Source organism: Streptomyces sp. HUAS ZL42, from assembly GCF_040782645.1.
In the GTDB taxonomy this organism is placed as follows: Bacteria; Actinomycetota; Actinomycetes; order Streptomycetales; family Streptomycetaceae; genus Streptomyces.
Genome location: NZ_CP160403.1, coordinates 9,010,118 through 9,032,291, shown reverse-complemented (window position 1 = coordinate 9,032,291; position 22,174 = coordinate 9,010,118). Strand labels below are relative to the sequence as shown.

Genomic DNA, 22,174 nt, shown 5'->3' with positions numbered 1-22,174 from the left:
GATGGCGCCCAAACTCGCCGTGTTCAAACTGGCCTCCTGCGACGGCTGCCAGCTCACCCTGCTGGACTGCGAGGACGAGCTCCTGGCACTGGCGGGCGCGGTGGAGATCGCGCACTTCCTGGAGGCGTCCAGCGATGTGCTGCCCGGCCCGTACGACCTGTCCCTGGTCGAGGGCTCGGTGACCACGGCCGAGGACGCCGAACGGGTCCGCGCGATCCGCGCCGCCTCGCGCCATCTGGTGACCATCGGCGCGTGCGCGACCGCCGGGGGCATCCAGGCCCTCAGGAACTTCGCGGACGTCGACGAGTACCGGCGCACGGTCTACGCCCACCCCGAGTACATCTCGACGCTGGCCACCTCCACCCCCGTCTCGGACCATGTGGACGTCGACTTCGAGCTGCGCGGCTGCCCGATCGACAAACGACAGCTGATCGAGGTGATCACCGCGTTCCTGGCCGGCCGCAGGCCGGACGTGCCGAACCACAGCGTGTGCTTCGAGTGCAAGCGGCGCGGCACCGTCTGCGTCACCGTCGCCCACGGCACGCCCTGCCTCGGTCCCGTCACGCACGCCGGGTGCGGCGCGCTGTGCCCCGCGTACCGGCGCGGCTGCTTCGGCTGCTTCGGCCCGTCCGGGTCGGTGAACCTGCCCGCGCTGATCCCGCTGCTGCGCCGCGACGGCATGGACGAGGACGCCGTCCAGCGCTTCCTGCACACCTTCAACGCCGCCGCCTTCGCCAAGGAGCTGAGCTCGTGACGCACCGTGGATCCCGTGTCCTGCACGTCGGATCGCTCTCCCGGGTCGAGGGCGAGGGCGCGCTGAGCCTGCACGTCCACGACGGCACGGTCACCGGGGCACAGCTGGAGATCTACGAACCCCCGCGTTTCTTCGAGGCGTTCCTGCGCGGCCGCTCCTACACCGAGCCGCCGGACATCACCGCCCGTGTGTGCGGGATCTGCCCGGTGGCCTACCAGATGAGCGCCTGCGCGGCCATCGAGGACGCCTGCGCGGTGACGGTCGATCCGGTGATCCGGGACCTGCGCAGGCTGCTCTACTGCGGGGAGTGGATCGAGAGCCAGGCCCTGCACATCTACCTCCTGCACGCCCCGGACTTCCTGGGCCGGGCGAGCGCGATCGACCTGGCGCGCACGCATCGGGCGGAGGTCGAGCGGGGGCTCAGGCTCAAGAAGGCCGGCAACTCGCTGATGGAGCTCCTCGGCGGACGGGCCGTGCACCCGGTCAACGTGCGCCTCGGCGGCTTCCACCGGGCGCCGACGCGCGCGGAACTGCGGCCGTTGGCCGAAGAGCTGAAGCGGGCACTCGACGACGCGTGGGCCACCGTGCGCTGGGTGGCCGGCTTCGAGTTCCCGGACGCGCACACCGAGGCCGATCTGCTGGCGCTGGCCGAGCCGGACACCTACGCCGTCGAAGGCGGCACCCCCACCGTGCTGCGCGCCGACGGGACGAGGGATTCGTTCCCCGTGCGGGACTTCACCGAGCACGTCGCCGAGACCCACGTACCGCACTCGACGGCTCTGCACTCACGGCTCGACGGACGCCTCCATCTCACCGGCTCGCTGGCCCGGTTCGCGATCGGCGGCGCGCGGCTGTCGCCGGTGGCGCTGGAGGCGGCCGCGGAGGCAGGGCTGGGAGATCCGCGCCGGGGCGCCGTGTGCCGCAATCCGTACCGTTCCATCCTGGTGCGGGCGGTGGAGACGGTGTACGCCGTCGGCGAGGCGCTGCGGATCGTCGAGGGGTACGAACCTCCCGCGCGTCCGTACACCGAAGTACCGCCGGTGGCGGGCATCGGTCACGGTGCCACCGAGGCGCCGCGCGGGCTGCTCTACCACCGTTACGAACTCGCCGCGGACGGAACGGTGACCAGCGCGCTGCTGGTGCCGCCCACCGCGCAGAACCAGGGGGCGATCGAGGACGACCTGCGTCGGCTGGCCCAGCGGGCGATCGGCGAAGGTGCCCAGGACGACGGTGAGCTCACGGCCCTGTGTGAGCGCGCCATCCGCAACCACGATCCGTGCATCTCGTGCTCCACCCACTTTCTCGACCTGACGGTCGTCCGCACCTCGGGAGGCTGCGATGCCTGAATCTCCGTACACCGTGAGCGATGTGATGACGCAGACCGTCATCGCCGTCGGGCGCGACGCGCCCTTCAAGGAGATCGTCGAGCTGATCGACCAGTGGAAGGTCAGTGCCCTGCCCGTCCTGGAGGGTGAGGGGCGGGTCATCGGGGTGGTGTCCGAGGCCGATCTCCTGCCCAAGGAGGAGTTCCGGGACACCGAGGTGGGCGATCTCGAAGAGATGGCCAAGGCGGGCGGGGTGACGGCGGGCGAACTGATGAGCACCCCGGCCGTGACCGTCCACGCGGACGCCTCGCTGGCCGAGGCCGCACGCATCATGGCCCGCCGGCATGTGAAGCGGCTGCCCGTTGTGGACGGCATCGGCATCCTCCAGGGCGTGGTCAGCCGCAGCGACCTGCTCAAGGTCTTCCTGCGGGAGGACGAGGAGATCGCCGAGGAGATCCGGCACCAGATCATGGGCCGCCTCCCGATCACCACCACGGTGACCGTGAGCGTGACCGAGGGCGTGGTCACTTTGGGCGGAGCCCTGCCCGACCGCACTCTCGTGCCCATGCTCGCCCGGGCGGTGCGAGCGGTGGAGGGGGTCGTCGACATCCGACTGGATCTGACACACCGATGAAATACCTCGACGAGTACCGCGATCCCCGGCTCGCCCGGCGGCTGCTGGACGAGTTGCGGCAGACCGCCACACGCCCGTGGCGGATCATGGAGGTGTGCGGCGGCCAGACCCACACCCTGGTCCGCCAGGGCATCGACGAACTGCTGCCCGCCGGCATGCGGATGATCCACGGCCCGGGGTGCCCGGTGTGTGTGACTCCGCTGGAGACCCTGGACCGGGCCATGGCGGTCGCCGCACGGCCCGGCGTCGTCCTGACCAGCTTCGGCGACATGCTGCGCGTCCCCGGCACGGGCACCGACCTGCTGTCGCTGCGGGCGCGGGGCGCGGACGTCCGCGTGGTGTACGCCCCGATGGACGCCGTGCGGCTGGCCGCCGAACACCCCGATCGGGAGGTGGTGTTCCTGGCGGTGGGCTTCGAGACGACGGCGCCGGCCAACGCGACGGCCGTGCTGCAGGCTGCCCGGTTGGGGCTGACCAACTTCTCGATGATCGTCAGCCACGTCCTCGTGCCGCCCGCCATGACCGCGCTGCTCGACGACCCGGACTGCGAGGTTCAGGCGTTCCTGGCGGCCGGGCACGTGTGCGCGGTGATGGGCTGGCGGGAGTACGAGCCCATCGCCGACCGCTACCGCGTACCGATCGTGGTCACCGGCTTCGAGCCGCTGGACCTGCTGGAAGGCATCCTGATGGCGGTACGGCAGCTGGAGTCGGGACGCCACGAGGTCGAGAACCAGTACGTACGGGCCGTGCGCCGCTCGGGCAACACCGACGCCCAGGACGCCGTCCGCCGGGTCTTCCGGGTCACCGACCGGGCCTGGCGCGGCATCGGGGCGCTGCCCGACAGTGGGCTGGAACTCGCCGAGGAGTACCGGGAGTTCGATGCCGCCACTCGCTTCGACGTGGGCGGCCTCAGCCCGGTGGAGGACCCGGAGTGCATCGCGGGAGCGATCCTCACCGGCGCCAGGCTGCCCACCGACTGCCCGGCGTACGGCACCCGCTGCACACCCCGTCATCCCCTCGGCGCGCCCATGGTGTCGTCCGAGGGCACCTGTGCCGCGTTCCACGCGGCCGGACGCACTCCTGCGAGGAGCTCGGCATGACCCTCCAGTGCCCCACCCCGAACCACGAGAACGAGGTCGTGCTGCTCGGCCACGGCGCCGGCGGCCGGCTCACCGCGGAACTGCTCGAACAGCTGGTCCTGCCCGCCCTCGCCGGCGAGCCCGGCCCCCTGGAGGACGCCGCGCTGCTGCCGGGACAGCCGCAGCTGGTGATGAGCACGGACGGTTTCGTCGTCAGCCCGCTCTTCTTCCCCGGCGGGGACATCGGGTCCCTGGCCGTGCACGGCACGGTCAACGACCTGGCCATGCGCGGCGCGTGGCCGCTGGCGCTGTCCGTCTCCCTCATCGTGGAGGAGGGGCTGCCGATGGCCGAACTGCGCGCCGTCATGGCCTCGTTGGGGAAGGCGGCCCAGGATGCGGGCGTGCCGGTGATCACCGGGGACACCAAGGTCGTGGGGCGGGGTGCGGCCGACCGGCTCTTCGTCACCACCACCGGCATCGGGCAGCGCCACCCGCAGCTGTCGCCGTCCGCCGCCGCGGCACGTCCCGGGGACGCCGTTTTGCTGTCCGGTCCGATCGGGCTGCACGGGACCACCGTGCTCAGCACCCGCGAAGGCCTGGGCTTCGAGGGTGACATCGCCTCCGACACCCGGCCGTTGCACCGGCTGGTGCGGGCCCTGGCACCGCTCGGCGCCTCCGTCCACGTGCTGCGCGACCCGACACGGGGCGGGCTGGCCGCCGCCCTCAACGAGATCGCGCGCGACTCGTCCGTCTCCGTGGAGATGGAGGAGAGTGCGGTGCCCGTGCCCGAAGCGGTCTCCTCGGCCTGCGACCTGCTCGGCCTGGACCCGCTCGTCGTCGCCAACGAGGGCTGTCTGGTCGCCTTCGTGGACTCCGCCGCGGCCGGGGACGCGCTGGCCGCCCTGCGCTCCCTTCCCGAGGGCGCCCACGCCGTGCGGATCGGGGAGGTCCTGCCGCACGGGCCGCGTGGACGGGTGACCTTGCGGACTCTGGTCGGCGCCCGGCGCATCGTGGACATGCCGCTGGGTGAGCAGCTCCCCCGTATCTGCTGACCGTCCTCACCGCCTGGCGGGGACCGGACCGCGCCGGAGCACCTCGACAGCAGGCCTGCGGGACGCCGCCCAGGTGTACGCCGGGCGGCCCAGCCGCAGCACCATCTGCGGGTACCGGCCGGCCGTGATTCCCGCCCGCACCTGGGCACGCATCCGAGGCAGTTCCAGGGGCTGGGTGTGGAAGGCCGCCATGACACGGTGATGCGCCGCGTACAGCAGGACGCGCTGCAGCGCCTGGCCGGCCACCAGCCAGTCCGGGCGCTCGTCGTACGCGGTGCTCAGCACGGCGACGGTGCCGGTCCCGACTCCGCGCCGGCGCGCGGGGACGACGTACCGGCGGGACAGCCCGAGGTAGTCGCGGCCGGCGAGCAGGGTGCAGTCCGGGTGGTGGCGGCACGCCTCGTAGGGCACACCGTCCGGTCCGACGAAGCGCATCAGATCGGCGACGTGGACGAGGTCCGCGCGGTGCGCGTCCTCCGCGGTACGCACCGACTCCGCGAGCAGGGACACTTTCTCCGGTTCGTCGACGATCTGCAGGAACGCGCCCTCCGCCCGGGCCTGCTCACACAGCTCGTCGAGCAGGGACTCGGACACGGGGTCCGGCCCGAACGGACCGCGGTGGGTGTGCCGTCGGGGTATCGCCCCCGCCAGCAGGGTCTCTTCGGAGGTGGCCGGGGCATGGGCCCCGAACCCCACGCGGGCCAGGAAGTCGGGGTTCGCCGGTTCCGGCAGCACGTCCACGACGGGCCGGAACCCGAGGTGCCGCACGGAGACCCGCACGTTGAACAGGGCGGCTCCGCAGGCGATGACCTTCTCTCTGCCTCCCGGATCGGTCAGGGGCGACGACCACCGCCCGCCGTCGGCGTGGACTTCGAATGCGTGGTCGTGGCCCTCCTCGAGGAAGAACCAGGGCTGGCTGTTGTGCGGCGAGGGCGCGGAGGCGGCGGCGCGGGCCAGGTGGAGCGCCGCGCGGCCCGGACTCTCGTACGACACGGACATGGTGGTACCGCCCTTCGTGAGCCGTCCACCCCAGGGTCCCCGCTCGACGTCCCGCGTGGCATGGGTCTTCCGTCCCGCCGTGCGGTCTGGGCGGCCCTCACTCCTGACGTCCCGTCACCTGAGGCGGCGAGTTCCCGACCGGGCTCCGCGCGGTGCCGAACGGCCCATGGCGGCCGTGCCGTTCGGACCGCCGACCGGGGCCGTGCAGCTCTGGAGACCGCCCTTCGCGTGCGCTTCGCTGGAAGTGTCGGAGGAGACCGCCATGAACAGCGAACCGTCACCCGCGCCCCGCGCCCGTCGGCACCGCTCCACCGTGCTCACGGCCGCGCTGACGCTTCCACTCCTCACCGTCGCCGCGTGCGGCTCGAACGCCGCCCAGGGCGGCTCGGCGGGCACCGACCGGCCCACGGCCCCGTCCACCGGGACGGGAACGTCGGGCGGTACCTCGGGCACACCCGCCCCGTCCGGAACCTCGCAGCCGGGAACGACGACACCGCAGCCCTCGACGGGCACCACGGGCGGTACGGGCGGCACGACCGCGAAGGCGATCGGTACGTCCGTGTACTTCCTGCACGGCGAGAAGGTCTCGCCGGCCCCGCGCACCGTGACGGCGCCCGCGACCGCCACCGGGGCGGTCCGCGCCCTGCTGGCCGGTCCCAGCCGCTACGAGCGCGGGCAGGGACGTACCACAGCCATCCCGTCGGGCACGCAGCTGCGTTCCGTCGTCGTCCGCGACCACGTTGCCACGGTCGACCTGTCCGGGCGCTACGACGACGGGGGCGGCAGCCTGTCCATGCGGGCCCGCCTCGCGCAGGTCGTGTTCACCCTGACCCGGTTCTCCAGCGTGCAGAAGGTGGCCTTCGAACTCGACGGCAAGCCGGTGAAGCATTTCGGCGGCGAGGGCGTCGTCCTCAACGGCCCGATCGGCCGGGCCGACTTCGAGGACCTGTCCCCGGCCGTCCTGGTCGAGTCTCCGCTCATCGGTGGCTCCGTGAACACCCCGGTACGGGTCTGGGGCAGCGCCAACACGTTCGAGGCCGAGTTCCGGCTCAAGGTGACCGACGCGGCCGGGCGCGTCGCCGCCGACGTCCAGGTCATGGCGACCTCCGGCACGGGTACCCGAGGCACCTTCGACGTGACCTTCCCGTACAAGGCCGCCCGCACCGGCCCGGGTCTGCTCACGGCGTACTTCCTGTCGCCGGCGAACGGCCGGCCGGTGACCGTCGACACCGTGCCGCTGACCGTGAACCGCTGACACCGGTCCGCGGCACGCACCAGCCCCGGCGCGACGGCTCGCGCCGGGGTCGTCCATGCCGGATGCGACGGGGACCGGCGCGAGCCGCTCGTGGCAGCGAACTCCCCGCCGACTGCCGACCGGTTCGGCCGTCAGGTCGGCGGGGCCTCGACGGACGTCCCCTAAACCTTCAGAGCGGGGCTCCCGTGCCCGCGGTGCAGACGCCGCGCCAGGAGGACCAGCGCGACGACGACCGGCAGGACCAGCGGGACCAGCGGCAGGCCCACCACGGAGGCCGCGAGCCCCAGGCAGAAGATCGCCAGGAGCCCGGCGAGCAGGTACAGAACCATTTCTGCCGTTGCGGCAGGAACCTGACGGACATTCATGACGGGCCTCCTTCGTGGAGGATGTGCCTCGTGTTCAGTCGCGTGTCCGCGCTTCGGCGAGTTCGCCGGCGACCTGCGCCGCCCACTCCTCGATCCGGGCGAAGTCCCGGAAGTCCCCGCCCTTGCCGTTGCGCAGGATCATCTTGGCGATGCGTCCCTTGGCGCCCTCCACCAGGCAGCCGCCGAAGGTGATGTGCCCCTCGGCGCCGAGCCGGTTCATGGTCCGGCGCACGCCGGGCACGGGCGGGATGTCCCGCTCGGAGGCCGAGGCGTCGAGCGGGCCGCTGCTGAAGAGCCACAGCGGGCGTTCGGCCAGGGCGCGACGGTGGCGCCGGACGAAGCGGCGGGCGTCCTTGTGCCAGCGTCCGGCGTACAACCCGCCGCCGACCACGACGGCGCCGTACGGAGTGACGTCCGTGACGGATCCGCCCGGTGCCGTGTCGACCGTGAATCCCTCCTTGCGCAGGACGCCGGCGACCGACTCGGCGATCTCGGCAGTCGATCCGTTCGTCGTCCCGTAGGCGACCAGCACACTCGTGGGCATGATGTCCGCCTCCTCTCTCTCACAGCTTGCGCAGCCAGTCGTCGGCGATGCCGTGGAATGCCTGCTCGTCGGCCTGGATGCGCGCGTCGTCCAACCGGTACGTGAGCTTGTCGACGACGGCTACGACGCCGTCGACCTGGCGGGTCATGGAGACCGCGATCTCCGTCTCGCTCTTGCGTTCCGTGTGTCCGGTGAGCGTGACCACACCCTCGGCGACGGACACGTCGATGCTGCGCGGAGGCAGCCACAGGGTGCGCACCAGCACCTCCTCGATCACCTCGCCACGGATCTCCGAGTCGGGCCGCAGGAAGACCCGGAGCAGGTCGCCGCGGGTGACGATGCCGACGAGCCGCTGTTCCTCGTCGAGGACGGGGAGGCGCTGCACGTGGTGCTGCGCCATGGTCCGGGCGGCCTCGACGATGGTGTCGTCGGCGTGGACCGTCACGGGCGGCTCGGTCATCAGCTGACCGGCGGTGCGGGCCCTGGACTTCGTGGCCTGCTTGCGGGCGCTGGGCGTCAACTCGGTGAACCGGAACCGCTTCTTCGGCTCGTACGGGTCGGGGGTACCCGCTTGCCGCACCATCAGGTCCGTCTCCGAGACGACCCCGATGACCCTCTCTTCCTCGTCGACCACGGGCAGTCCGCTGATGCGGTGCTCGCCGAGCAACCGGGCCACTTCCTTGAACGGCGTGCCGTACTCGGCACGGACGACCTCCGTGGTCATCACGGAACCGACCTTGTTGTGCTTCATGGCTGTTCCTCCTCAGCGGAGTCGACGCAGATACGGGTCATGGGGCCTGCGCGGCAGCAGGCGCACGCGCGCATCGAGCACGGTCACTCCGCCCGGTGTCGCGAGTACGGGGTTGAAGTCGGCCTCGGCGAGCTGCGGCAGGTCGCTCGCCATGCGGGACAGCCGCAGCAGCAACTGCTCGAGGCCCTCCAGATCGACGGGGCCGCCGCCCTGCGCGCCGAACAGCAGCGGGGCGCAGCGCGGGGCCGTGATCAGGTCGTGCACGTCGTGGTCGGTGAGCGGGGCCAGCCGGGCGGCGTGGTCGGCCAGCACCTCGGTGGCGGTGCCTCCGAGGCCGAACAGCACCAGCGGGCCGAAGACCTCGTCCTGGACGACGCCGGCGAACAACTCGGTGCCGCGCTGAGCGAGCGGCTGCACGACCACTCCGGTGAGCAGGCCCGCGAACCGGGTCTCCAGGTCCCGGAAGGCGGCCCGGACCTGGGCATCGCCCCGCAGGTCGAGGTGGACGGCGTGCTGGACGCTCTTGTGCAGCAGACCCGGCCAGTGGCCCTTCATCACCACCCTGCCGTCGGCGCCGCGGAGCCGCTCGGCGGCGAGCACGGCCCGGTCCTCGGTGTCGGCCCAGGCCCACGGCAGCTGCGGGATGCCGTAGCAGTCGAGGAGTTCGGCGCACACCTTCGGATCGAGCCAGCCACCGTCCGGGTGCTTCTCGAGGTAGGTCTCGACGACGGAGTGGGCACGGTCCGTGTCGACGCCGTCGAGGGCCGGGACGGTTCCGGCGGGGCGGGCGAGCCAGGCCGCGCGGCGTGCGGCATGGGCCAGCGCCCGGGCCGCCGCCTGGGGTTCGGCGTACGAGGGGACGGCGCCGCCCGTGGCGGTCAGCAGTTCCACGGGCAGGGCCTGTTCGAGCCGCACCGCGACGACCGGCTTCGGTCGCTGGGCGGATCCACGGGTCAGGGACCGGACGAGGTTGTCGCCCGTCGCCGCCGCGACGGCCGTCGGGACGAGGGCCACCAGTACGGCGTCGACGTCGGAGTGCCGCATGATCCGGTCCACGCAGGCGCCGAGCTGCTCCTCGGAGACGGCTGCGGTGGCGTCGACGGGGTTGCCGACGGCGGCGCCGTCGGGCAGCTGCGCGAGCAGGTCGTCGACCAGTTCGGGGGTGGGGACCGGCAGTGTGAGCCCGGCCTCGGCGCAGGCGTCGGCGGCCAGGACGCCGGCACCACCCGCGTTGGTGAGGATCGCGACCCGCGAACCGGCCGGGAGCGGCTGGGAGTGCAACAGGGCCGCGGCTTCCAGGAGTTCGCCCACCGACCGGGTGGCGGTGATGCCGGCCTGGGTGAACAGCGCGCTCCGGGTCATGGTGCGGGTGGCCGCGGCTGCGGTGTGCGAGGCGGCGGCCCGGCGACCCGCGTCGGTGCGGCCGGCGTCGACGGTGAGGACGGGCATACGGCGGGTCACGCGCCTCGCGGTGCGGGAGAACGCCCGTGGGCTGCCGAAGGACTCCAGGTGCAGCAGCGCGATGTCGGTGCGACCGTCGCTCTCCCACCACTGGAGCATGTCGTTGCCGCTGACGTCGAACTTGTCACCGAGGGAGACGAAGGACGACACGCCGATGCCGAGCCGGGACATTCCGTCGAGCAGGGCGATGCCGACCCCGCCGGACTGAACGGCGACGCCCGCGGTGCCGGGGCGCGGATGGCCGGCGGCGAAGGTTGCGTCCAGGTTCAGCGCCGGGTCGGTGTTCGAGATGCCGAGACAGTTGGGGCCGACGAGGCGCATGCCGTGGGTGCGGCAGGCCGCCAGCAGGGCCTGTGCCTGCTGGCCGTCGAGCCCGGCCGTGACGACGAGCAGTGCCCGGACGCCCGCCTTGCCGCACTCCTCCGCGGTGGCCGGGACTGCCGTGGCGGGCACGGCGACGACCACCAGGTCGGGCGTCTTGGGCAGGGCGCTGACGGACGCGTAGGACGGCACTCCGAGGATCGAGCTCGCGGCGGGGTTCACCGCGAACAGGCGCCGGGTGAAGCCGCCCTCCTTCAGGTGGTGCAGGATCGCCCGGCCGACGGAGCCCGGCGTGCGCCCCGCGCCGGCCACGGCGACCGTGTCCGGCCGCAGCAGCGGCCGCAGGCTTGCGACGTCCGCGGCCCGGCCGCGCTCCTCCACGGCCGAGAGGTAGCCGTCGTCCTCGTCGAGCGCGATGGTGCAGCGCACCTCCGGGCCCTCGAAACGGCGGGTGGTGCGCAGGCCGAGGTCGGCGAAGAGCGTGAGGACTTCGCGGTTCTCGCTGAGCGCGTCGGCGGTGAAGGCCGTGACGCCGTCCGCGCGGGCGGCCGAGACGAGGTGCTCGACGAGGAGGGTGCCGACGCCTCGGTGGTGCAGTCCGTCGCCGACGGCGATGGAGATCTCGGCCTCCGTCCCGTTGCCGCCGGTGTCGTACTCCGCGAGGCCGATCACCTGGCCGGCCCGCTCGGCCAGCAGCGCGTGGTAGCCGGGGTGCGGCGCGGCACAGGCGCGGTCGGCGGCCAGCTCCGCGGAGCGACCACTGGTGGTGAAGAACCGCAGCCGCAGGTTCTCCGGGGACATCTCCTCGTACAGTCCTCGCACCTGTTCGTGATCGCTTCGCGCCACGGGGCGAATGCGGACTGTGGTGCCGTCCACGAGCAGGGCGTGGACCGGGGGTCGACCGTGTGTGTCCGTCATCGCGGATCTCCTCCAGGCTTCTCTACACTTCGAGCATCCAGCGGAACAGGGCCAGGTCACATGGGCTGTCCGGCGGTGACATGGGGCCGGTCGGCCCTGACCGCCGCACGTCGTCATCAGGAAGGGGCGGCATGTCCGGCCAGAAGGAAACGGCGAAGGTGCCGCGCAAGGTGTACGAAGAGGAACTGCTGCGCCTGCAGACCGAGCTGGCGAAGCTCCAGGAGTGGGTGCGCGCCGAGGGCGCCCGGCTGGTCGTCGTCTTCGAGGGGCGGGACGCGGCGGGCAAGGGCGGCACGATCCAGCGGGTCGCCCAGCACCTCAACCCCCGGGTCGCCCGGATCGCGGCACTGCCGACGCCGACCGAACGCGAACGCACCCAGTGGTACTTCCAGCGGTACATCGAACACCTGCCCGCCGCCGGGGAGATCGTGCTGTTCGATCGCAGCTGGTACAACCGCGCCGGGGTCGAGCACGTGATGGGTTTCTGCACGAAGGAGGAGCACCAGATCTTCCTTCGCCAGTGCCCGATCTTCGAGCGCATGCTGGTGGAGGACGGCATCCTGCTGCGCAAGTACTGGTTCTCGGTGAGTGACACCGAGCAGCAGGAGCGCTTCCGGCGCCGGCTGGAGGACCCGCTGCGACGCTGGAAGCTGTCGCCGATGGACCTGGAGTCGATCACCCGCTGGGAGGCCTACTCCCGGGCCAAGGACGAGATGATGGTGCACACCGACATCGCCGAGGCACCGTGGTACGTCGTGGAGAGCGACGACAAGCGCCGGGCCCGGCTGAACATGATCGCCCATCTTCTGGCCTCCGTGCCGTACCACGACGTACCGCCGCCGGTCCTCGAGCTGCCGGAGCGACCGGCGTCGACCGGCTATCTGCGCACGCCTCGCGATCTGCAGAACTACGTCCCGGACCACACAGCGAGCCTGTGACTCACGCCTGCTGCGGTACGACGGCCACGGGGCAGGCCGAGTGGTGCAGTACCGCGTGGGCGACGCGGCCGAGGTGCCCGTCGCGGCCCCGGTTTCCCACGACCAGGAGGTCGGCGTGGTGCGAGGCGTCCGCCAGCACCTTGCGGGCGTGACCCTCGGCGGTCCGGCTGCGCAGTTCGACGTCGGCCGGCGCGTCCCGCAGTGCCGCTTCCAGTGCCCGCGCCGCCTGCTCCTCGTGCAGCCGCGCCGGTTCGCCGGCCAGCAGCGGATGGTCGGTGGTCTCGTACGCGGGGCACCGCCAGGCCCGTACGGCCTCCAGCGGCGCCCCGCGCCGCCGCGCCTCGTCGTAGGCGAAGCGCACGGCCGCCGACTCCCTCGCGTCCTGCCCGACGCCCACGACGACTCGGCGGTGGACGGGAGACGTCGCCCGGTTGTCGTGACCGCCGCGCACCACGATGACCGGGCACCGCGCGTGCGCGGCCACCGTCAGGCTCACCGAGCCCAGCAGTGCCTCGGCCAGGCCGCCGCGGCCGCGGGTGCCCACCACGAGGGCGCAGGCGTGACGGCCCTCGCGTACCAGCGCGTACTCGGGTTCCTCGGGCAGTACGTCGACGGACACCTTCAGGTCCGGTTGGCGGCCCCGGGCCCGCCGGGCGGCGGCCTCGACGATGTCGTCGGCCCGTACTTCCTCCGACGGCCTGCCGAGGTCCCCGGCGAGCGCCTTGCCCTCGTAGCGTTCCCACAGCGAGGCGTAGACCACCCGCAGCGGCACCCCGCGCAGGGCGGCCTCGTCGGCCGCCCAGTCGGCGGCGCACAGGCTGGTTTCGGAACCGTCGACACCCACGACCAGGGGCAGTTCGAGCATGGCCGTCACCTCCCGGCGCCGAGGTCGAAGACGATTCGGGCCTTGATCTGACCCTGCAGGACGTCGTCGATGGACTCGTTGACGGAGGCCAGCGGGCGGGTCTCGTAGATCACCCTGGTCCGGCCGGCCGCGTGCAGTTGGAAGACCTCCGCGAGGTCCTGGCGGGTGCCCACGATCGAGCCGATCACCGAGGTGCCGTTCAGGACGGTGTCGAAGATCGGGACCTGGACCGTGCCGTGCGCGGGCAGGGCCACCATGACGAGCTTGCCGCCGCGCCGCAGCCCCGAGTTGACGGCGGCGAACGCGGCCTCGTTCACGGCGAGGGCGATGGCGGCGTGCGCTCCGCCGTACCGCTTCAGCACCTCGCCGACGTCGTGCTTGCGGGCGTCGATGACGAGGTCGGCGCCGAGTTCTGCGGCCAGTTCGAGCTTCTCGTCGGTGACGTCGATCGCGGCGACGCTCGCTCCGGCGATCTTCGCGTACTGCACGGCGAGGTGCCCGAGCCCGCCCACGCCGGAGATCGCCACGAGCTGGGTCGGCTTGACCTCGGCGACCTTCAGCGCCTTGTACGTCGTGACGCCCGCGCAGGTCAGCGGGGCGGCCTCGAAGGCGGTGACGCCCGCGGGCACCGGCTGCGCGAAGTCGGCCCAGGCCAGCATCTTCTCGGCGTACCCGCCGTCGCAGCCGTAGCCGGTGTTGATCTGCTGCTCGCACAGCGTCTCCCAGCCGGACAGGCAGTGCTCGCACCGCCCGCAGGCCCTGCCGAGCCATGGCACGGCGACCCGCTGCCCGACGCTCAGGTGGGTGACGCCCTCGCCGAGCTTCTCGACGAGGCCGACGCCTTCGTGGCCGGGGACGAACGGGGGGTTCGGCTTGACCGGCCAGTCGCCGTGGGCCGCGTGGATGTCGGTGTGGCACAGCCCGGACGCCTCGACGCGGACGCGGATCTGGCCGGGGGCGGGCTCGGGGTCGGGACGCTCCTCGATGACCAGGGGCTCGCCGAACGCTCGTACGACCGCTGCCTTCATGGGGTTCAGCTCCTCGACGGTGGTGGATCAGCCGTGCGCGACGACGGCGACCGGGGCGGTGGCGTGGTGCAGGACCGCGTGCGCGACGGGTCCGGTGTGCGCACCCAGCGGGCTGCGGCGGATCCGGCGGCCGACGACCACCAGGGAGGCGTCGCGGGAGGCGTCGATCAGGTGGTTGGCCGCGCTGCCGGAGCGGGACTCCTCGCTCACCTCGACGTCCGGGTACTTCCGGCGCCAGGGCTGGAGGATCCCGGACAGGGCGGCGGCCTGCTGCCGGGCGATCTCGTCGTGCAGGTTCAGGTCGGCGGACAGGCCGTACACGTAGTACGGGGGCAGGTTCCAGCCGTGCACCACCCGCAGGGCGGTGGAGCGCAGGGCGGCCGCTTCGAAGGCGAACTCGATCACCGAGTCGTGGGGGGCGGCGGCGTCGATGCCCAGGACGACGGGACGGTAGGGGGTGGCGGCCGACGGGATGCCCACGGGGTCGGTCTCGTGCTCGTCGGCGGCCTGCTCGCCGGCGCGGACCAGGACCACCGGACGCTCGGCGTGCGCCACGACGGCAAGGCCGACCGAGCCGACCATGTAGCCGCCGATGCCGCTCAGCCCGCGGGAGCCCAGGACGAGCAGTTCGGCGTCCTTCGCAGCCTCGGCGAGGACCTCGGTGGCCCGGCCGCCGCGCTGTTCCACGGTGATCTCGAGCCCCGGGTGGCGCAGCCGGATGCCCTCGGCGGCCTCGCGGGGGATCCTCTCGCTCCAGTGCTGCAGTGTCTCGGCGCCGAGGAGCGGGGCCTGGGCCATCGGTTCCGGAACGGGCTCCCAGGCGTGGACGAGCTTCAGCTGCAGACCGCGCAGCTTGGCCTCACGGGCCGCCCACTCGGCTGCGGCCCGGCTTTCGGGCGAGCCGTCGAGACCTACGACAACGGTGCGGACCATGGTTCTGCCTCCTGATCGGTATCTGCGTCCAGCGTGGTGGCACGAGGGGCGGTGGTGCAGAGGCCGCAGGTCCCCCAGGGGGACCGACCGGCCCAACGGACCGCGGCGCGCGGCGGCGGACCCCCGGCGGGGCCCGCCGCGCTCGTCGCGCTCACTGCAGCCAGCGGTTGCGGCCGACGAAGGGCAACCGCGCCCATGCGCTGCCCAGCCCCCAGGTCGCGCCCGCGCCCGCGACCGCGAGGGCGATCAGGACGACGGCGTAGATGACGTGGTAGTCGGCGAACGGGTTCGTTGACATGCTCAGCGAGCCGTCCGACACGTGCTTCGCCGGCGGCCACTCCGCGATCCACATCAGCGCCATCATCGCGGTGCCTGCCACCGCGGCGAGCCGCAGTGCGACGCCGGACATGACGGCGAGCCCGATGCCGAGCAGGCCGAGCATGAACAGCCAGTCCGCCCAGGCGTCCCCGGCCCAGTTGTGGAAGGTGGACTCCATCGGTCCGGCGGCCACGCCACTCAGGAAGCCCTTCGTGGGCGAACCCCCGTCGATCCAGCCCTTTCCGGACTGGGTCGCGTAGCCGAACCCGAAGGTCTTGTCGAGGAACGCCCACAGGAAGACGAACCCCGTCAGCAGACGCAGCCCGGCGAAGACGTACGCGCTTGCCGCCGTGTCAGCGGTGGCCTCGGCCGTTCCCGCACGCCGCAGCGACGGAAGACGGAACCCCACATGACGGTGCGGGTGATCGTGGACTGCCATGATCGTGATCCCTTCGAGGAGTCGGTAATGTCGGGTCGTTCCTTGCACCGCTCAATCTGCTCGGTCCGCAGATGCCGCACCGGATGCCGAAGGTCGGTCCCCGTGGGGCTGAAGGGCCCCTTCCGCGGGACCTGTTGGGCCCCGGAGGCCGCCTGCGCCGGGGTGCCCTCGCGACAGGTGCGGGCTCGGTGGATGCTGGAGGCCACACAGCGGAAGGATCTCCATGGACAACGGCTCGGGCGGTCACACCCCGATGTGGCGCCGCCTGATGCCCGGCATTGCCGCGCTGACCGGCTACCGGCGCTCCTGGCTGCGCGGCGACGTGCTGGCCGGCGTCACGGTGGCCGCGTATCTCGTGCCCCAGGTGATGGCGTACGCGGGCGTGGCCGGGCTGCCGCCGGTCGCCGGGCTGTGGGCGATCCTGCCGGCGCTCGGCCTGTATGCGCTGCTGGGTTCGTCACGACTGCTGTCGGTGGGCCCCGAGTCGACGACCGCGCTGATGACCGCGGCCGTGGTGGCCCCGCTCGCGGGATCCGACCCCGACCGGTACGCCGCACTGGCCGCCACGCTGGCCCTGACGGTCGGCCTGCTGTGCCTTGCCGCCCGCGTGTTGCGCCTGGGCTTCGTCGCCGACCTGCTGTCCCGCCCGGTCCTGATCGGCTATCTGGCGGGCGTGGCACTGATCATGGTCGTGGACCAGCTGACGAAACTGACCGGCGTACCGACGACAGGATCGTCCTTCTTTCCGCAACTGTGGTCGTTCCTGGGGAACTTGGGGAAGGCGCATCCCGCCACGGTGGTGTTCTCCGCCGTGACGCTCGCGTTCCTTTTCGCGGTGGCCCGATGGCTGCGAGCAGTACCGGGGCCACTGCTCGCCGTGGTCCTGGGCACGGCGGCCGTGGCCGCCCTGGACCTCGACGACCGGCACGGCATCCAGGTGATCGGCGAGGTTCCGGCGGGGCTGCCGGGCCTCACGCTGCCCGACCTGAGCGAGGTGCATCACCTCGTACTGCCCGCTCTCGGCGTGCTCCTCGTCGCCTACACCGACTTCATCCTCACCGCACGGGCCTTCACCGGGCGTGCCGGCGAGAGTGCCGGACTCGACGCCAACCAGGAGTTCCTGGCCCTCGGCGCGGCCAACCTGGGCGCCGGCTGCCTGCACGGCTTCCCGGTGAGCAGCAGCGCCAGCCGCACCGCGCTCGCCTCCTCGGCGGGCGCGCGCAGCCAGGCGTACTCAATGGTGGCGGGCGCGGTCGTGCTCGCCGTCCTGCTGTTCCTCAGTCCCCTGCTCACGCACACGCCGCGGGCCGTGCTGGGCGCGCTCGTGGTGTACGCGGCAGTCCGCATGATCGACCTCTCGGGCTTCCGCCGCCTGGCCACCTTCCGCCGGCGCGAACTGCTGCTCGCCCTCGGCTGCCTGGCCGGGGTGCTGGCCCTGGACCTCCTGTACGGCGTGCTGGTCGCCGTCGGACTGTCCGTGGCCGAGCTGCTGAGCCGGGTGGCCCGCCCGCACGACGCCGTCGAAGGGCTGGTCCCGGGCGTGGCGGGCATGCACGACGTGGACGACTACCCCACCGCTCGCACCATTCCGGGCCTGCTGGTCTACCGCTACGACTCCCCGCTGTTCTTCGCCAACGCCGAGGACTTCCGGCGCCGGGCCCTGGCGGCCGTCGACGAACAGACCGCTTCCGTGCGGTGGTTCGTGCTCAACACCGAGGCCAACGTGGAGGTCGACATCACCGCGCTGGACGCGGTCGAGGAGCTGCGCAGCGAACTGGCCAGGCGTGGTGTCGTGTTCGCCCTCGCCCGGGTGAAGCAGGACCTCCTGGACGATTTGGAGGCGTACGGGCTCGTGGAGTCGATCGGTGACGAACTGATCTTCCCCACACTGCCGACCGCTGTGGCGGCGTACCGGACGTGGAGCCGGAAGCACCCTGCCGAATGAGCGGCGGACTGTGCTCCGGGGCGGGCCGGTGTCCCTCACCACGTCGGCAGATCGGGCCGGACCAGCGTCCCCGACAGCCCGTGGACGATCTCGTACGCGGCGTCCAGGGCACCGATCGCGGCCAGGCCGCCCGTGTGTTCCACGAAGCGGGCGGCGGCCTCGGTCTTGGGTCCCATCGAGGCGAGCGGGTAGTGGCCACGGCGGAGTTCGGCGGGGGTGGCGTCGAGCACCGGGCGCCGGCGCGGGGTGCCGTAGTCGGCGTACACGTTCGGGACGTCGGTGAGCAGCAGCAGGAAGTCGGCCTTCAAGTCCTCGGCGAGCACAGCCGCGGCGAGGTCCTTGTCGACGACGGCCTCCGTGCCGCGCAGCGCGCCGGTGACGCGGTCGGCGACGACCGGCACTCCGCCGCCTCCCCCGCACACGACCAGGGTGCCCAGGGCCAGCAACTCCCGTACGGTGTCGGTTTCCACGATGCGGTCCGGGCTCGGTGAGGGCACCACACGCCGCCAGCCCCGGCCGTCCTCGGCGACGTGCCAGCCGTGCCTGGCCGCAAGGCCCTGGGCGATCCTGCGCGGGTGGACCGGGCCGACGAACGCCGTGGGCCGCTCGAAGGCCGGGTCGTCGGCCCGGACCAGAGTGTGGGTGACCAGCGCGGCGATGCGCCGTCCCGGCAGGGCGTTGTGCAGGGTGCGCACCAGCAGGGTGCCGATCAGGCCCTGGTTCCGGGCGGCGATCAGGTCGAGCGGGCAGGGCAGACCGGGCCCGCCGGCGGTCTCGCCGGCGAGCGGCCCCGCCCGGAGGTCGTCGCCGTGGGTGACGACGATGTCGTGCTCGTGGGCGAGGGGGGCGAGCGCGGTGGCCGCCCGGTCGATGCCTGCCCGCCGGAGGTCCGCGTCGGGGCGCTCGCCCCGGTGCAGAAAGGCGTTGCCGCCGAGGGCGACGACGATGCGCATGGTGGGAGTCCTTCACGAACGTCGGGTACCTGCCGCGGTGCCTCTCCATCGAACAGCGCGTGATCCGGTGGCACAGGGTGCCCAAGGGCTCGGTCCGGTGGCCGGACGGCCCGCTGCGGGGGCCGGGCGGCCCATGGTCCGGCCCACGGCACGCGCGCACGCTGGAGGTGGTAAGTCCGTACGCGCCTTGCTGGAGGCATGCCATGAACGCTCCCGCCACGACGAGCCTGCCGCGGGCCCTGTCCGCGGAACACCGGCAGCGGCTTATGGGTGTTGCCCGGGAGGTGTCGTTCCCGCAGGGCGCCCGCCTCTTCGAGGAAGGCGGCCGCGCCGACCGGTTCTGGATCATCCGCACCGGCACGGTCGACCTCGACATGCACGTGCCCGGCCGACGAGCGGTCGTCATCGAGTCCCTGGGGCACAACCAGCTGGTCGGCTGGTCCTGGCTGTTCGCCCCGCACACCTGGCATCTCGGCGCCGAGGCGGCGACACCGGTGCGGGCGTACGAGTTCGACGCCACCGCGGTGCGGGACATGTGCCAGGACGATCCGGTGTTCGGCATGACCGTGGCCCAGTGGGTGGGCGACATCGTGGCCCACCGGCTGCGCGCGGCGCGTACCCGGCTGCTGGACCTGTACGCCCCCTACGGCAGTGGGAGCAGGCGATGACCGCGCCCCGGGCCCACCGAAGCGACCAAGGAGCCATCGTGCACGCATCCCCGCACATCGTCGGCGACGTGATGACACGCGCCGTGGCCGCCGTCGGCCGCCGGGCCGCCTTCAAGGACATCGTGCGCATCATGCAGGACCGCAAGGTCAGCGCCCTGCCCGTGGTGGACGCCGCGAACCGGGTCGTCGGGGTGGTGTCCGAGGCGGATCTGCTGCCCAAGGAGGAGTTCCGCGACAGCGACCCCGACCGCTACACACAGCTGCGCAGGCTGTCCGACCTCGCCAAGGCCGGTTCGGTCACCGCGGAAGAGCTCATGACATCCCCGGCGCTCACCGTCCAGGCGGACGCGACGCTCGCTCAGGCCGCGCGGACCATGGCCCGGGCCAGGGTGAAGCGGCTGCCCGTCGTCGACGAAGGGGGTCGGCTGGCGGGCGTCGTCAGCCGGGCCGACCTGCTGAAGGTGTTCCTGCGGGACGACGAGGAGATCGCGGAGGAGGTACGACGGGAGGTCGTCGCCTACCTCTTCCCCGCTCCTGCCTCCGCCGTGCGCTGCGAGGTCCGCGAGGGGGTCGTGGTGCTCGTCGGCCGGGTCAGGGACCGGTCCCTGGTACCCGTGGCCGCGCGGCTGGTCCGGGCCGTCGAGGGCGTGGTGGACGTGCGGTTCGAACTCGAGGGACCTGACGGGGACGCCGAGCGCTGAGGGTCGGAGCAGCAATTCCTGTTCCGGGTTCGGTGGGCGTTGGCGTCGGCCTGCCGTCCGGACGGCGGACCGGGGCCTGCCATGGGGACCGTCCAGTCCTCGCCCCCGACCGGGCCGGGACGGGGATCCCCTCACACCGGCCGGCCCGATTCCGCACATCCCCGCCGGTCTCGGCCGCGCCTGGTCCCCCACTGCCGCCCGGCCAACGCCCGTCGCTGTTCAGCGAACCGCCGCCCCACCTCCAGTGCCCCCACGCGTCCTCCACCGCGCATAGGCAGTCCGGTCGCCTACGCACCGCTCCGCTGCCCCGAACACCGCGCCCCCGTCGCTCGGCCGGACCGACGGGCCCCGACCGCGAGTACCGGACGACGTACCGCCCGATCCCGCTGCACCGCGCGCGCAGCGACCCACGCACCCGCGCACCCGCGCCGGCCAACGCCCGTCGCTGTTCAGCGAACCGCCGCCCCACCTCCAGTGCCCCCACGCGTCCTCCACCGCGCATAGGCAGTCCGGTCGCCTACGCACCGCTCCGCTGCCCCGAACACCGCGCCCCCGTCGCTCGACCGGACCGACGGGCCCCGACCGCGAGTACCGGACGACGTACCGCCCGAGCCCGCTGCACCGCGCGCGCAGCGACCCACGCACCCGCGCACCCGCGCACCCGCGCCGGCCAACGCCCGTCGCTGTTTTGTGAACCGCCGCCCCACCTCCAGTGCCGCCACCCGACCTCCACCGCGCATCGGCAGTCCGGTCGCCTACGCACCGCTCCGCTGCCCCGAACACCGCGCCCCCGTCGCTCGGCCGGACCGACGGGCCCCGACCGCGGGTACCGGACGACGTACCGCCCGATCCCGCTGCGCCACCCCGACACAACTCCGTGCCGCGCATTCCGCATCGGTCTCACCCCCGCACGGGCACAATGAAGACGAACACCCAGGACGGTCCAGGCGCGTGAGCGCGGTCGCGAGGGCCAACGGTCCCCGCCGTCGGGCCTGTCACGGTGCGCCCCGGGCGGCAGTGGGGCCGGTCGGCCCTGGTGCCTCCGGTCCCGGTGCGTCATGATCGTCGTCTTGGCGGGGCCCGGAGTCCGCCACACACCGGTAGCGAGGGGTCGAGATGACCGAGGCACGCACCTTCACGGCGCAGGATCCGATCCGCGTCTTCCTGCTGGACGACCACGAGGTGGTGCGCCGCGGTCTGGCCGACCTGCTGGATGCCGAGCCGGACATCAGCGTGGTCGGCGACGCGGGGAACGTGGAGCACGCGCTGGTACGGGCCCCTGCGGTGCGGCCGCACGTGGCCGTCCTGGACGTGCGCCTCCCCGACGGGGACGGCATCACGGTCTGCCGCGAGCTGCGCAGCCGCATGCCGGAGCTGGCGGTGCTGATGCTGACCTCGTTCGACGACGAAGACGCCCTGCTGGACGCGATCATGGCCGGGGCCTCGGGCTATGTCCTGAAGCAGATCAAGGGCTCCGACCTGGTCTCGGCGGTGCGCACGGTCGCCTCGGGCCAGTCCATGCTCGACCCTGCCACCACGGCCCGGCTGATGCGTTCCCTGCGCACCGAGCCGGCCGGGGCCCCGGAGGTCGCGCCCGAACTGGCGGGCCTGTCACCGCGCGAGCGGGAGATCCTGGCGCTGATCGGGGACGGCCTGACCAACCGTGAGATCGGCCAGCGGCTCTACCTGTCGGAGAAGACCGTCAAGAACCACATCTCCCGGCTGCTGGCCAAGCTGGGCGTGCAGCGCCGGGTACAGGCCGCGGTGCTCGCCTCGCACCTGGAGCAGCCCGCCGCCGGGGACCGTCCCGGGCGATGAGGCCAACGGGGCCGTCCGGCAGGCCTTGAGGACATCCGGCCCCTTCCCCGCCGCAACCGGCGAGGCCACCGTGGGCAGGGTCAGCGAACAGCCCGGTCGCCCCTGGGGGG

Annotated in this window: 21 protein-coding genes; 11 read left to right on the top strand and 10 right to left on the bottom strand. The window is 72.7% G+C overall.

Annotated elements, in window-relative coordinates; genetic code table 11:
• Position 1: 1 nt before the first annotated feature.
• Genes ABZO29_RS41265 through hypE form a run of 5 tightly spaced genes read left to right on the top strand, consistent with a single transcriptional unit; the run spans position 2 to position 4,844 of the window.
• Complete coding sequence (locus ABZO29_RS41265; protein WP_367325326.1) at positions 2–754, top strand: oxidoreductase; 753 nt, start codon at positions 2–4, stop codon at positions 752–754.
• The gene (locus tag ABZO29_RS41260; RefSeq protein WP_367325325.1) at positions 751–2,100 is read left to right on the top strand and encodes a Ni/Fe hydrogenase subunit alpha; all 1,350 of its coding nucleotides are present in this window, start codon (positions 751–753) and stop codon (positions 2,098–2,100) included. The genes ABZO29_RS41265 and ABZO29_RS41260 overlap by 4 nt, the downstream gene beginning before the upstream one ends.
• Complete coding sequence (locus tag ABZO29_RS41255) at positions 2,093–2,713, top strand: CBS domain-containing protein (RefSeq protein ID WP_367325324.1); 621 nt, start codon at positions 2,093–2,095, stop codon at positions 2,711–2,713. The genes ABZO29_RS41260 and ABZO29_RS41255 overlap by 8 nt, the downstream gene beginning before the upstream one ends.
• Complete coding sequence (hypD, locus tag ABZO29_RS41250) at positions 2,710–3,813, top strand: hydrogenase formation protein HypD (RefSeq protein ID WP_367325323.1); 1,104 nt, start codon at positions 2,710–2,712, stop codon at positions 3,811–3,813. The genes ABZO29_RS41255 and hypD overlap by 4 nt, the downstream gene beginning before the upstream one ends.
• On the top strand, positions 3,810–4,844 hold the full coding sequence (gene hypE / locus ABZO29_RS41245) for a hydrogenase expression/formation protein HypE (RefSeq protein WP_367325322.1): 1,035 nt from the start codon (positions 3,810–3,812) through the stop codon (positions 4,842–4,844). Before hypD ends, hypE begins: the two co-directional genes overlap by 4 nt.
• 6 nt (positions 4,845–4,850) lie before the next feature.
• Here hypE and ABZO29_RS41240 read toward each other — a convergent pair whose 3' ends face one another.
• Complete coding sequence (locus tag ABZO29_RS41240; RefSeq protein WP_367325321.1) at positions 4,851–5,843, bottom strand: hypothetical protein; 993 nt, start codon at positions 5,841–5,843, stop codon at positions 4,851–4,853.
• A 262-nt stretch (positions 5,844–6,105) separates the two neighbouring features.
• On the opposite strand from ABZO29_RS41240, the gene ABZO29_RS41235 reads away from it, so the two are divergent.
• Entirely contained in the window at positions 6,106–7,098 is a 993-nt protein-coding gene (locus ABZO29_RS41235; RefSeq protein ID WP_367325320.1) for a GerMN domain-containing protein, read from the top strand.
• 161 nt (positions 7,099–7,259) lie between these two features.
• Here the strand turns inward: ABZO29_RS41235 and ABZO29_RS41230 are convergent, their stop codons facing one another.
• From ABZO29_RS41230 to ABZO29_RS41215, 4 genes are read right to left on the bottom strand one after another with little or no spacing between them, the layout of a single operon-like run.
• Positions 7,260–7,463 (bottom strand): hypothetical protein, encoded by a 204-nt coding sequence (locus ABZO29_RS41230; RefSeq protein WP_367325319.1) that lies wholly within the window; start codon positions 7,461–7,463, stop codon positions 7,260–7,262.
• A gap of 34 nt (positions 7,464–7,497) precedes the next feature.
• The gene (locus ABZO29_RS41225) at positions 7,498–8,007 is read right to left on the bottom strand and encodes a flavodoxin domain-containing protein (RefSeq protein ID WP_367325318.1); all 510 of its coding nucleotides are present in this window, start codon (positions 8,005–8,007) and stop codon (positions 7,498–7,500) included.
• 19 nt (positions 8,008–8,026) lie between these two features.
• Positions 8,027–8,758 (bottom strand): CBS domain-containing protein, encoded by a 732-nt coding sequence (locus ABZO29_RS41220; protein ID WP_367325317.1) that lies wholly within the window; start codon positions 8,756–8,758, stop codon positions 8,027–8,029.
• A 12-nt stretch (positions 8,759–8,770) separates the two neighbouring features.
• Positions 8,771–11,458, bottom strand: coding sequence for a GNAT family N-acetyltransferase (locus ABZO29_RS41215; RefSeq protein WP_367325316.1), 2,688 nt, complete (start codon positions 11,456–11,458; stop codon positions 8,771–8,773).
• A 131-nt stretch (positions 11,459–11,589) separates the two neighbouring features.
• On the opposite strand from ABZO29_RS41215, the gene ppk2 reads away from it, so the two are divergent.
• Positions 11,590–12,396, top strand: a complete 807-nt coding sequence (gene ppk2, locus ABZO29_RS41210; protein ID WP_367325315.1) for a polyphosphate kinase 2 — start codon at positions 11,590–11,592, stop codon at positions 12,394–12,396.
• A gap of 1 nt (position 12,397) precedes the next feature.
• Here the strand turns inward: ppk2 and ABZO29_RS41205 are convergent, their stop codons facing one another.
• From ABZO29_RS41205 to ABZO29_RS41190, 4 genes are all read right to left on the bottom strand, one after another.
• Entirely contained in the window at positions 12,398–13,261 is an 864-nt protein-coding gene (locus tag ABZO29_RS41205) for a universal stress protein (RefSeq protein ID WP_367325314.1), read from the bottom strand.
• 5 nt (positions 13,262–13,266) lie between these two features.
• Positions 13,267–14,289, bottom strand: coding sequence for a zinc-dependent alcohol dehydrogenase (locus ABZO29_RS41200; protein WP_367325313.1), 1,023 nt, complete (start codon positions 14,287–14,289; stop codon positions 13,267–13,269).
• Between the two features lie 27 nt (positions 14,290–14,316).
• Positions 14,317–15,222 carry a universal stress protein gene (locus ABZO29_RS41195; protein ID WP_367325312.1) on the bottom strand — a complete coding sequence of 302 codons (906 nt, stop codon included), beginning with the start codon at positions 15,220–15,222 and terminating at the stop codon, positions 14,317–14,319.
• A gap of 151 nt (positions 15,223–15,373) precedes the next feature.
• Positions 15,374–15,979, bottom strand: coding sequence for a hypothetical protein (locus ABZO29_RS41190; protein WP_367325311.1), 606 nt, complete (start codon positions 15,977–15,979; stop codon positions 15,374–15,376).
• A gap of 253 nt (positions 15,980–16,232) precedes the next feature.
• Here ABZO29_RS41190 and ABZO29_RS41185 point away from each other — a divergent pair, with 253 nt between their 5' ends.
• On the top strand, positions 16,233–17,924 hold the full coding sequence (locus ABZO29_RS41185; protein WP_367326381.1) for a SulP family inorganic anion transporter: 1,692 nt from the start codon (positions 16,233–16,235) through the stop codon (positions 17,922–17,924).
• A 35-nt stretch (positions 17,925–17,959) separates the two neighbouring features.
• Here ABZO29_RS41185 and ABZO29_RS41180 read toward each other — a convergent pair whose 3' ends face one another.
• Positions 17,960–18,877 (bottom strand): carbamate kinase, encoded by a 918-nt coding sequence (locus tag ABZO29_RS41180; protein ID WP_367325310.1) that lies wholly within the window; start codon positions 18,875–18,877, stop codon positions 17,960–17,962.
• A gap of 203 nt (positions 18,878–19,080) precedes the next feature.
• Between ABZO29_RS41180 and ABZO29_RS41175 the strand changes: the two genes are divergently transcribed.
• The 3 genes from ABZO29_RS41175 to ABZO29_RS41165 all read left to right on the top strand — a co-directional run bounded on the left by ABZO29_RS41175 (position 19,081) and on the right by ABZO29_RS41165 (position 22,064).
• Complete coding sequence (locus ABZO29_RS41175; RefSeq protein WP_367325309.1) at positions 19,081–19,545, top strand: cyclic nucleotide-binding domain-containing protein; 465 nt, start codon at positions 19,081–19,083, stop codon at positions 19,543–19,545.
• A 38-nt stretch (positions 19,546–19,583) separates the two neighbouring features.
• Entirely contained in the window at positions 19,584–20,246 is a 663-nt protein-coding gene (locus ABZO29_RS41170) for a CBS domain-containing protein (protein ID WP_367325308.1), read from the top strand.
• Positions 20,247–21,362: 1,116 nt separating this feature from the next.
• Complete coding sequence (locus tag ABZO29_RS41165; protein WP_367325307.1) at positions 21,363–22,064, top strand: response regulator; 702 nt, start codon at positions 21,363–21,365, stop codon at positions 22,062–22,064.
• The last annotated feature ends 110 nt before the right edge of the window (positions 22,065–22,174 follow it).

Excerpts from the sequence above, each read along its gene's own strand:
- ABZO29_RS41265 (WP_367325326.1), top strand. The coding sequence starts at position 2 with ATGGCGCCCAAACTCGCCGTGTTCAAACTGGCCTCCTGCGACGGCTGC.
- ABZO29_RS41255 (WP_367325324.1), top strand. The coding sequence starts at position 2,093 with ATGCCTGAATCTCCGTACACCGTGAGCGATGTGATGACGCAGACCGTC.
- hypD (WP_367325323.1), top strand. The coding sequence starts at position 2,710 with ATGAAATACCTCGACGAGTACCGCGATCCCCGGCTCGCCCGGCGGCTG.
- hypE (WP_367325322.1), top strand. The coding sequence starts at position 3,810 with ATGACCCTCCAGTGCCCCACCCCGAACCACGAGAACGAGGTCGTGCTG.
- ABZO29_RS41240 (WP_367325321.1), bottom strand. The coding sequence starts at position 5,843 with ATGTCCGTGTCGTACGAGAGTCCGGGCCGCGCGGCGCTCCACCTGGCC.
- ABZO29_RS41235 (WP_367325320.1), top strand. The coding sequence starts at position 6,106 with ATGAACAGCGAACCGTCACCCGCGCCCCGCGCCCGTCGGCACCGCTCC.
- ABZO29_RS41230 (WP_367325319.1), bottom strand. The coding sequence starts at position 7,463 with ATGAATGTCCGTCAGGTTCCTGCCGCAACGGCAGAAATGGTTCTGTAC.
- ABZO29_RS41225 (WP_367325318.1), bottom strand. The coding sequence starts at position 8,007 with ATGCCCACGAGTGTGCTGGTCGCCTACGGGACGACGAACGGATCGACT.
- ABZO29_RS41220 (WP_367325317.1), bottom strand. The coding sequence starts at position 8,758 with ATGAAGCACAACAAGGTCGGTTCCGTGATGACCACGGAGGTCGTCCGT.
- ABZO29_RS41215 (WP_367325316.1), bottom strand. The coding sequence starts at position 11,458 with ATGACGGACACACACGGTCGACCCCCGGTCCACGCCCTGCTCGTGGAC.
- ppk2 (WP_367325315.1), top strand. The coding sequence starts at position 11,590 with ATGTCCGGCCAGAAGGAAACGGCGAAGGTGCCGCGCAAGGTGTACGAA.
- ABZO29_RS41205 (WP_367325314.1), bottom strand. The coding sequence starts at position 13,261 with ATGCTCGAACTGCCCCTGGTCGTGGGTGTCGACGGTTCCGAAACCAGC.
- ABZO29_RS41200 (WP_367325313.1), bottom strand. The coding sequence starts at position 14,289 with ATGAAGGCAGCGGTCGTACGAGCGTTCGGCGAGCCCCTGGTCATCGAG.
- ABZO29_RS41195 (WP_367325312.1), bottom strand. The coding sequence starts at position 15,222 with ATGGTCCGCACCGTTGTCGTAGGTCTCGACGGCTCGCCCGAAAGCCGG.
- ABZO29_RS41190 (WP_367325311.1), bottom strand. The coding sequence starts at position 15,979 with ATGGCAGTCCACGATCACCCGCACCGTCATGTGGGGTTCCGTCTTCCG.
- ABZO29_RS41185 (WP_367326381.1), top strand. The coding sequence starts at position 16,233 with ATGTGGCGCCGCCTGATGCCCGGCATTGCCGCGCTGACCGGCTACCGG.
- ABZO29_RS41180 (WP_367325310.1), bottom strand. The coding sequence starts at position 18,877 with ATGCGCATCGTCGTCGCCCTCGGCGGCAACGCCTTTCTGCACCGGGGC.
- ABZO29_RS41175 (WP_367325309.1), top strand. The coding sequence starts at position 19,081 with ATGAACGCTCCCGCCACGACGAGCCTGCCGCGGGCCCTGTCCGCGGAA.
- ABZO29_RS41165 (WP_367325307.1), top strand. The coding sequence starts at position 21,363 with ATGACCGAGGCACGCACCTTCACGGCGCAGGATCCGATCCGCGTCTTC.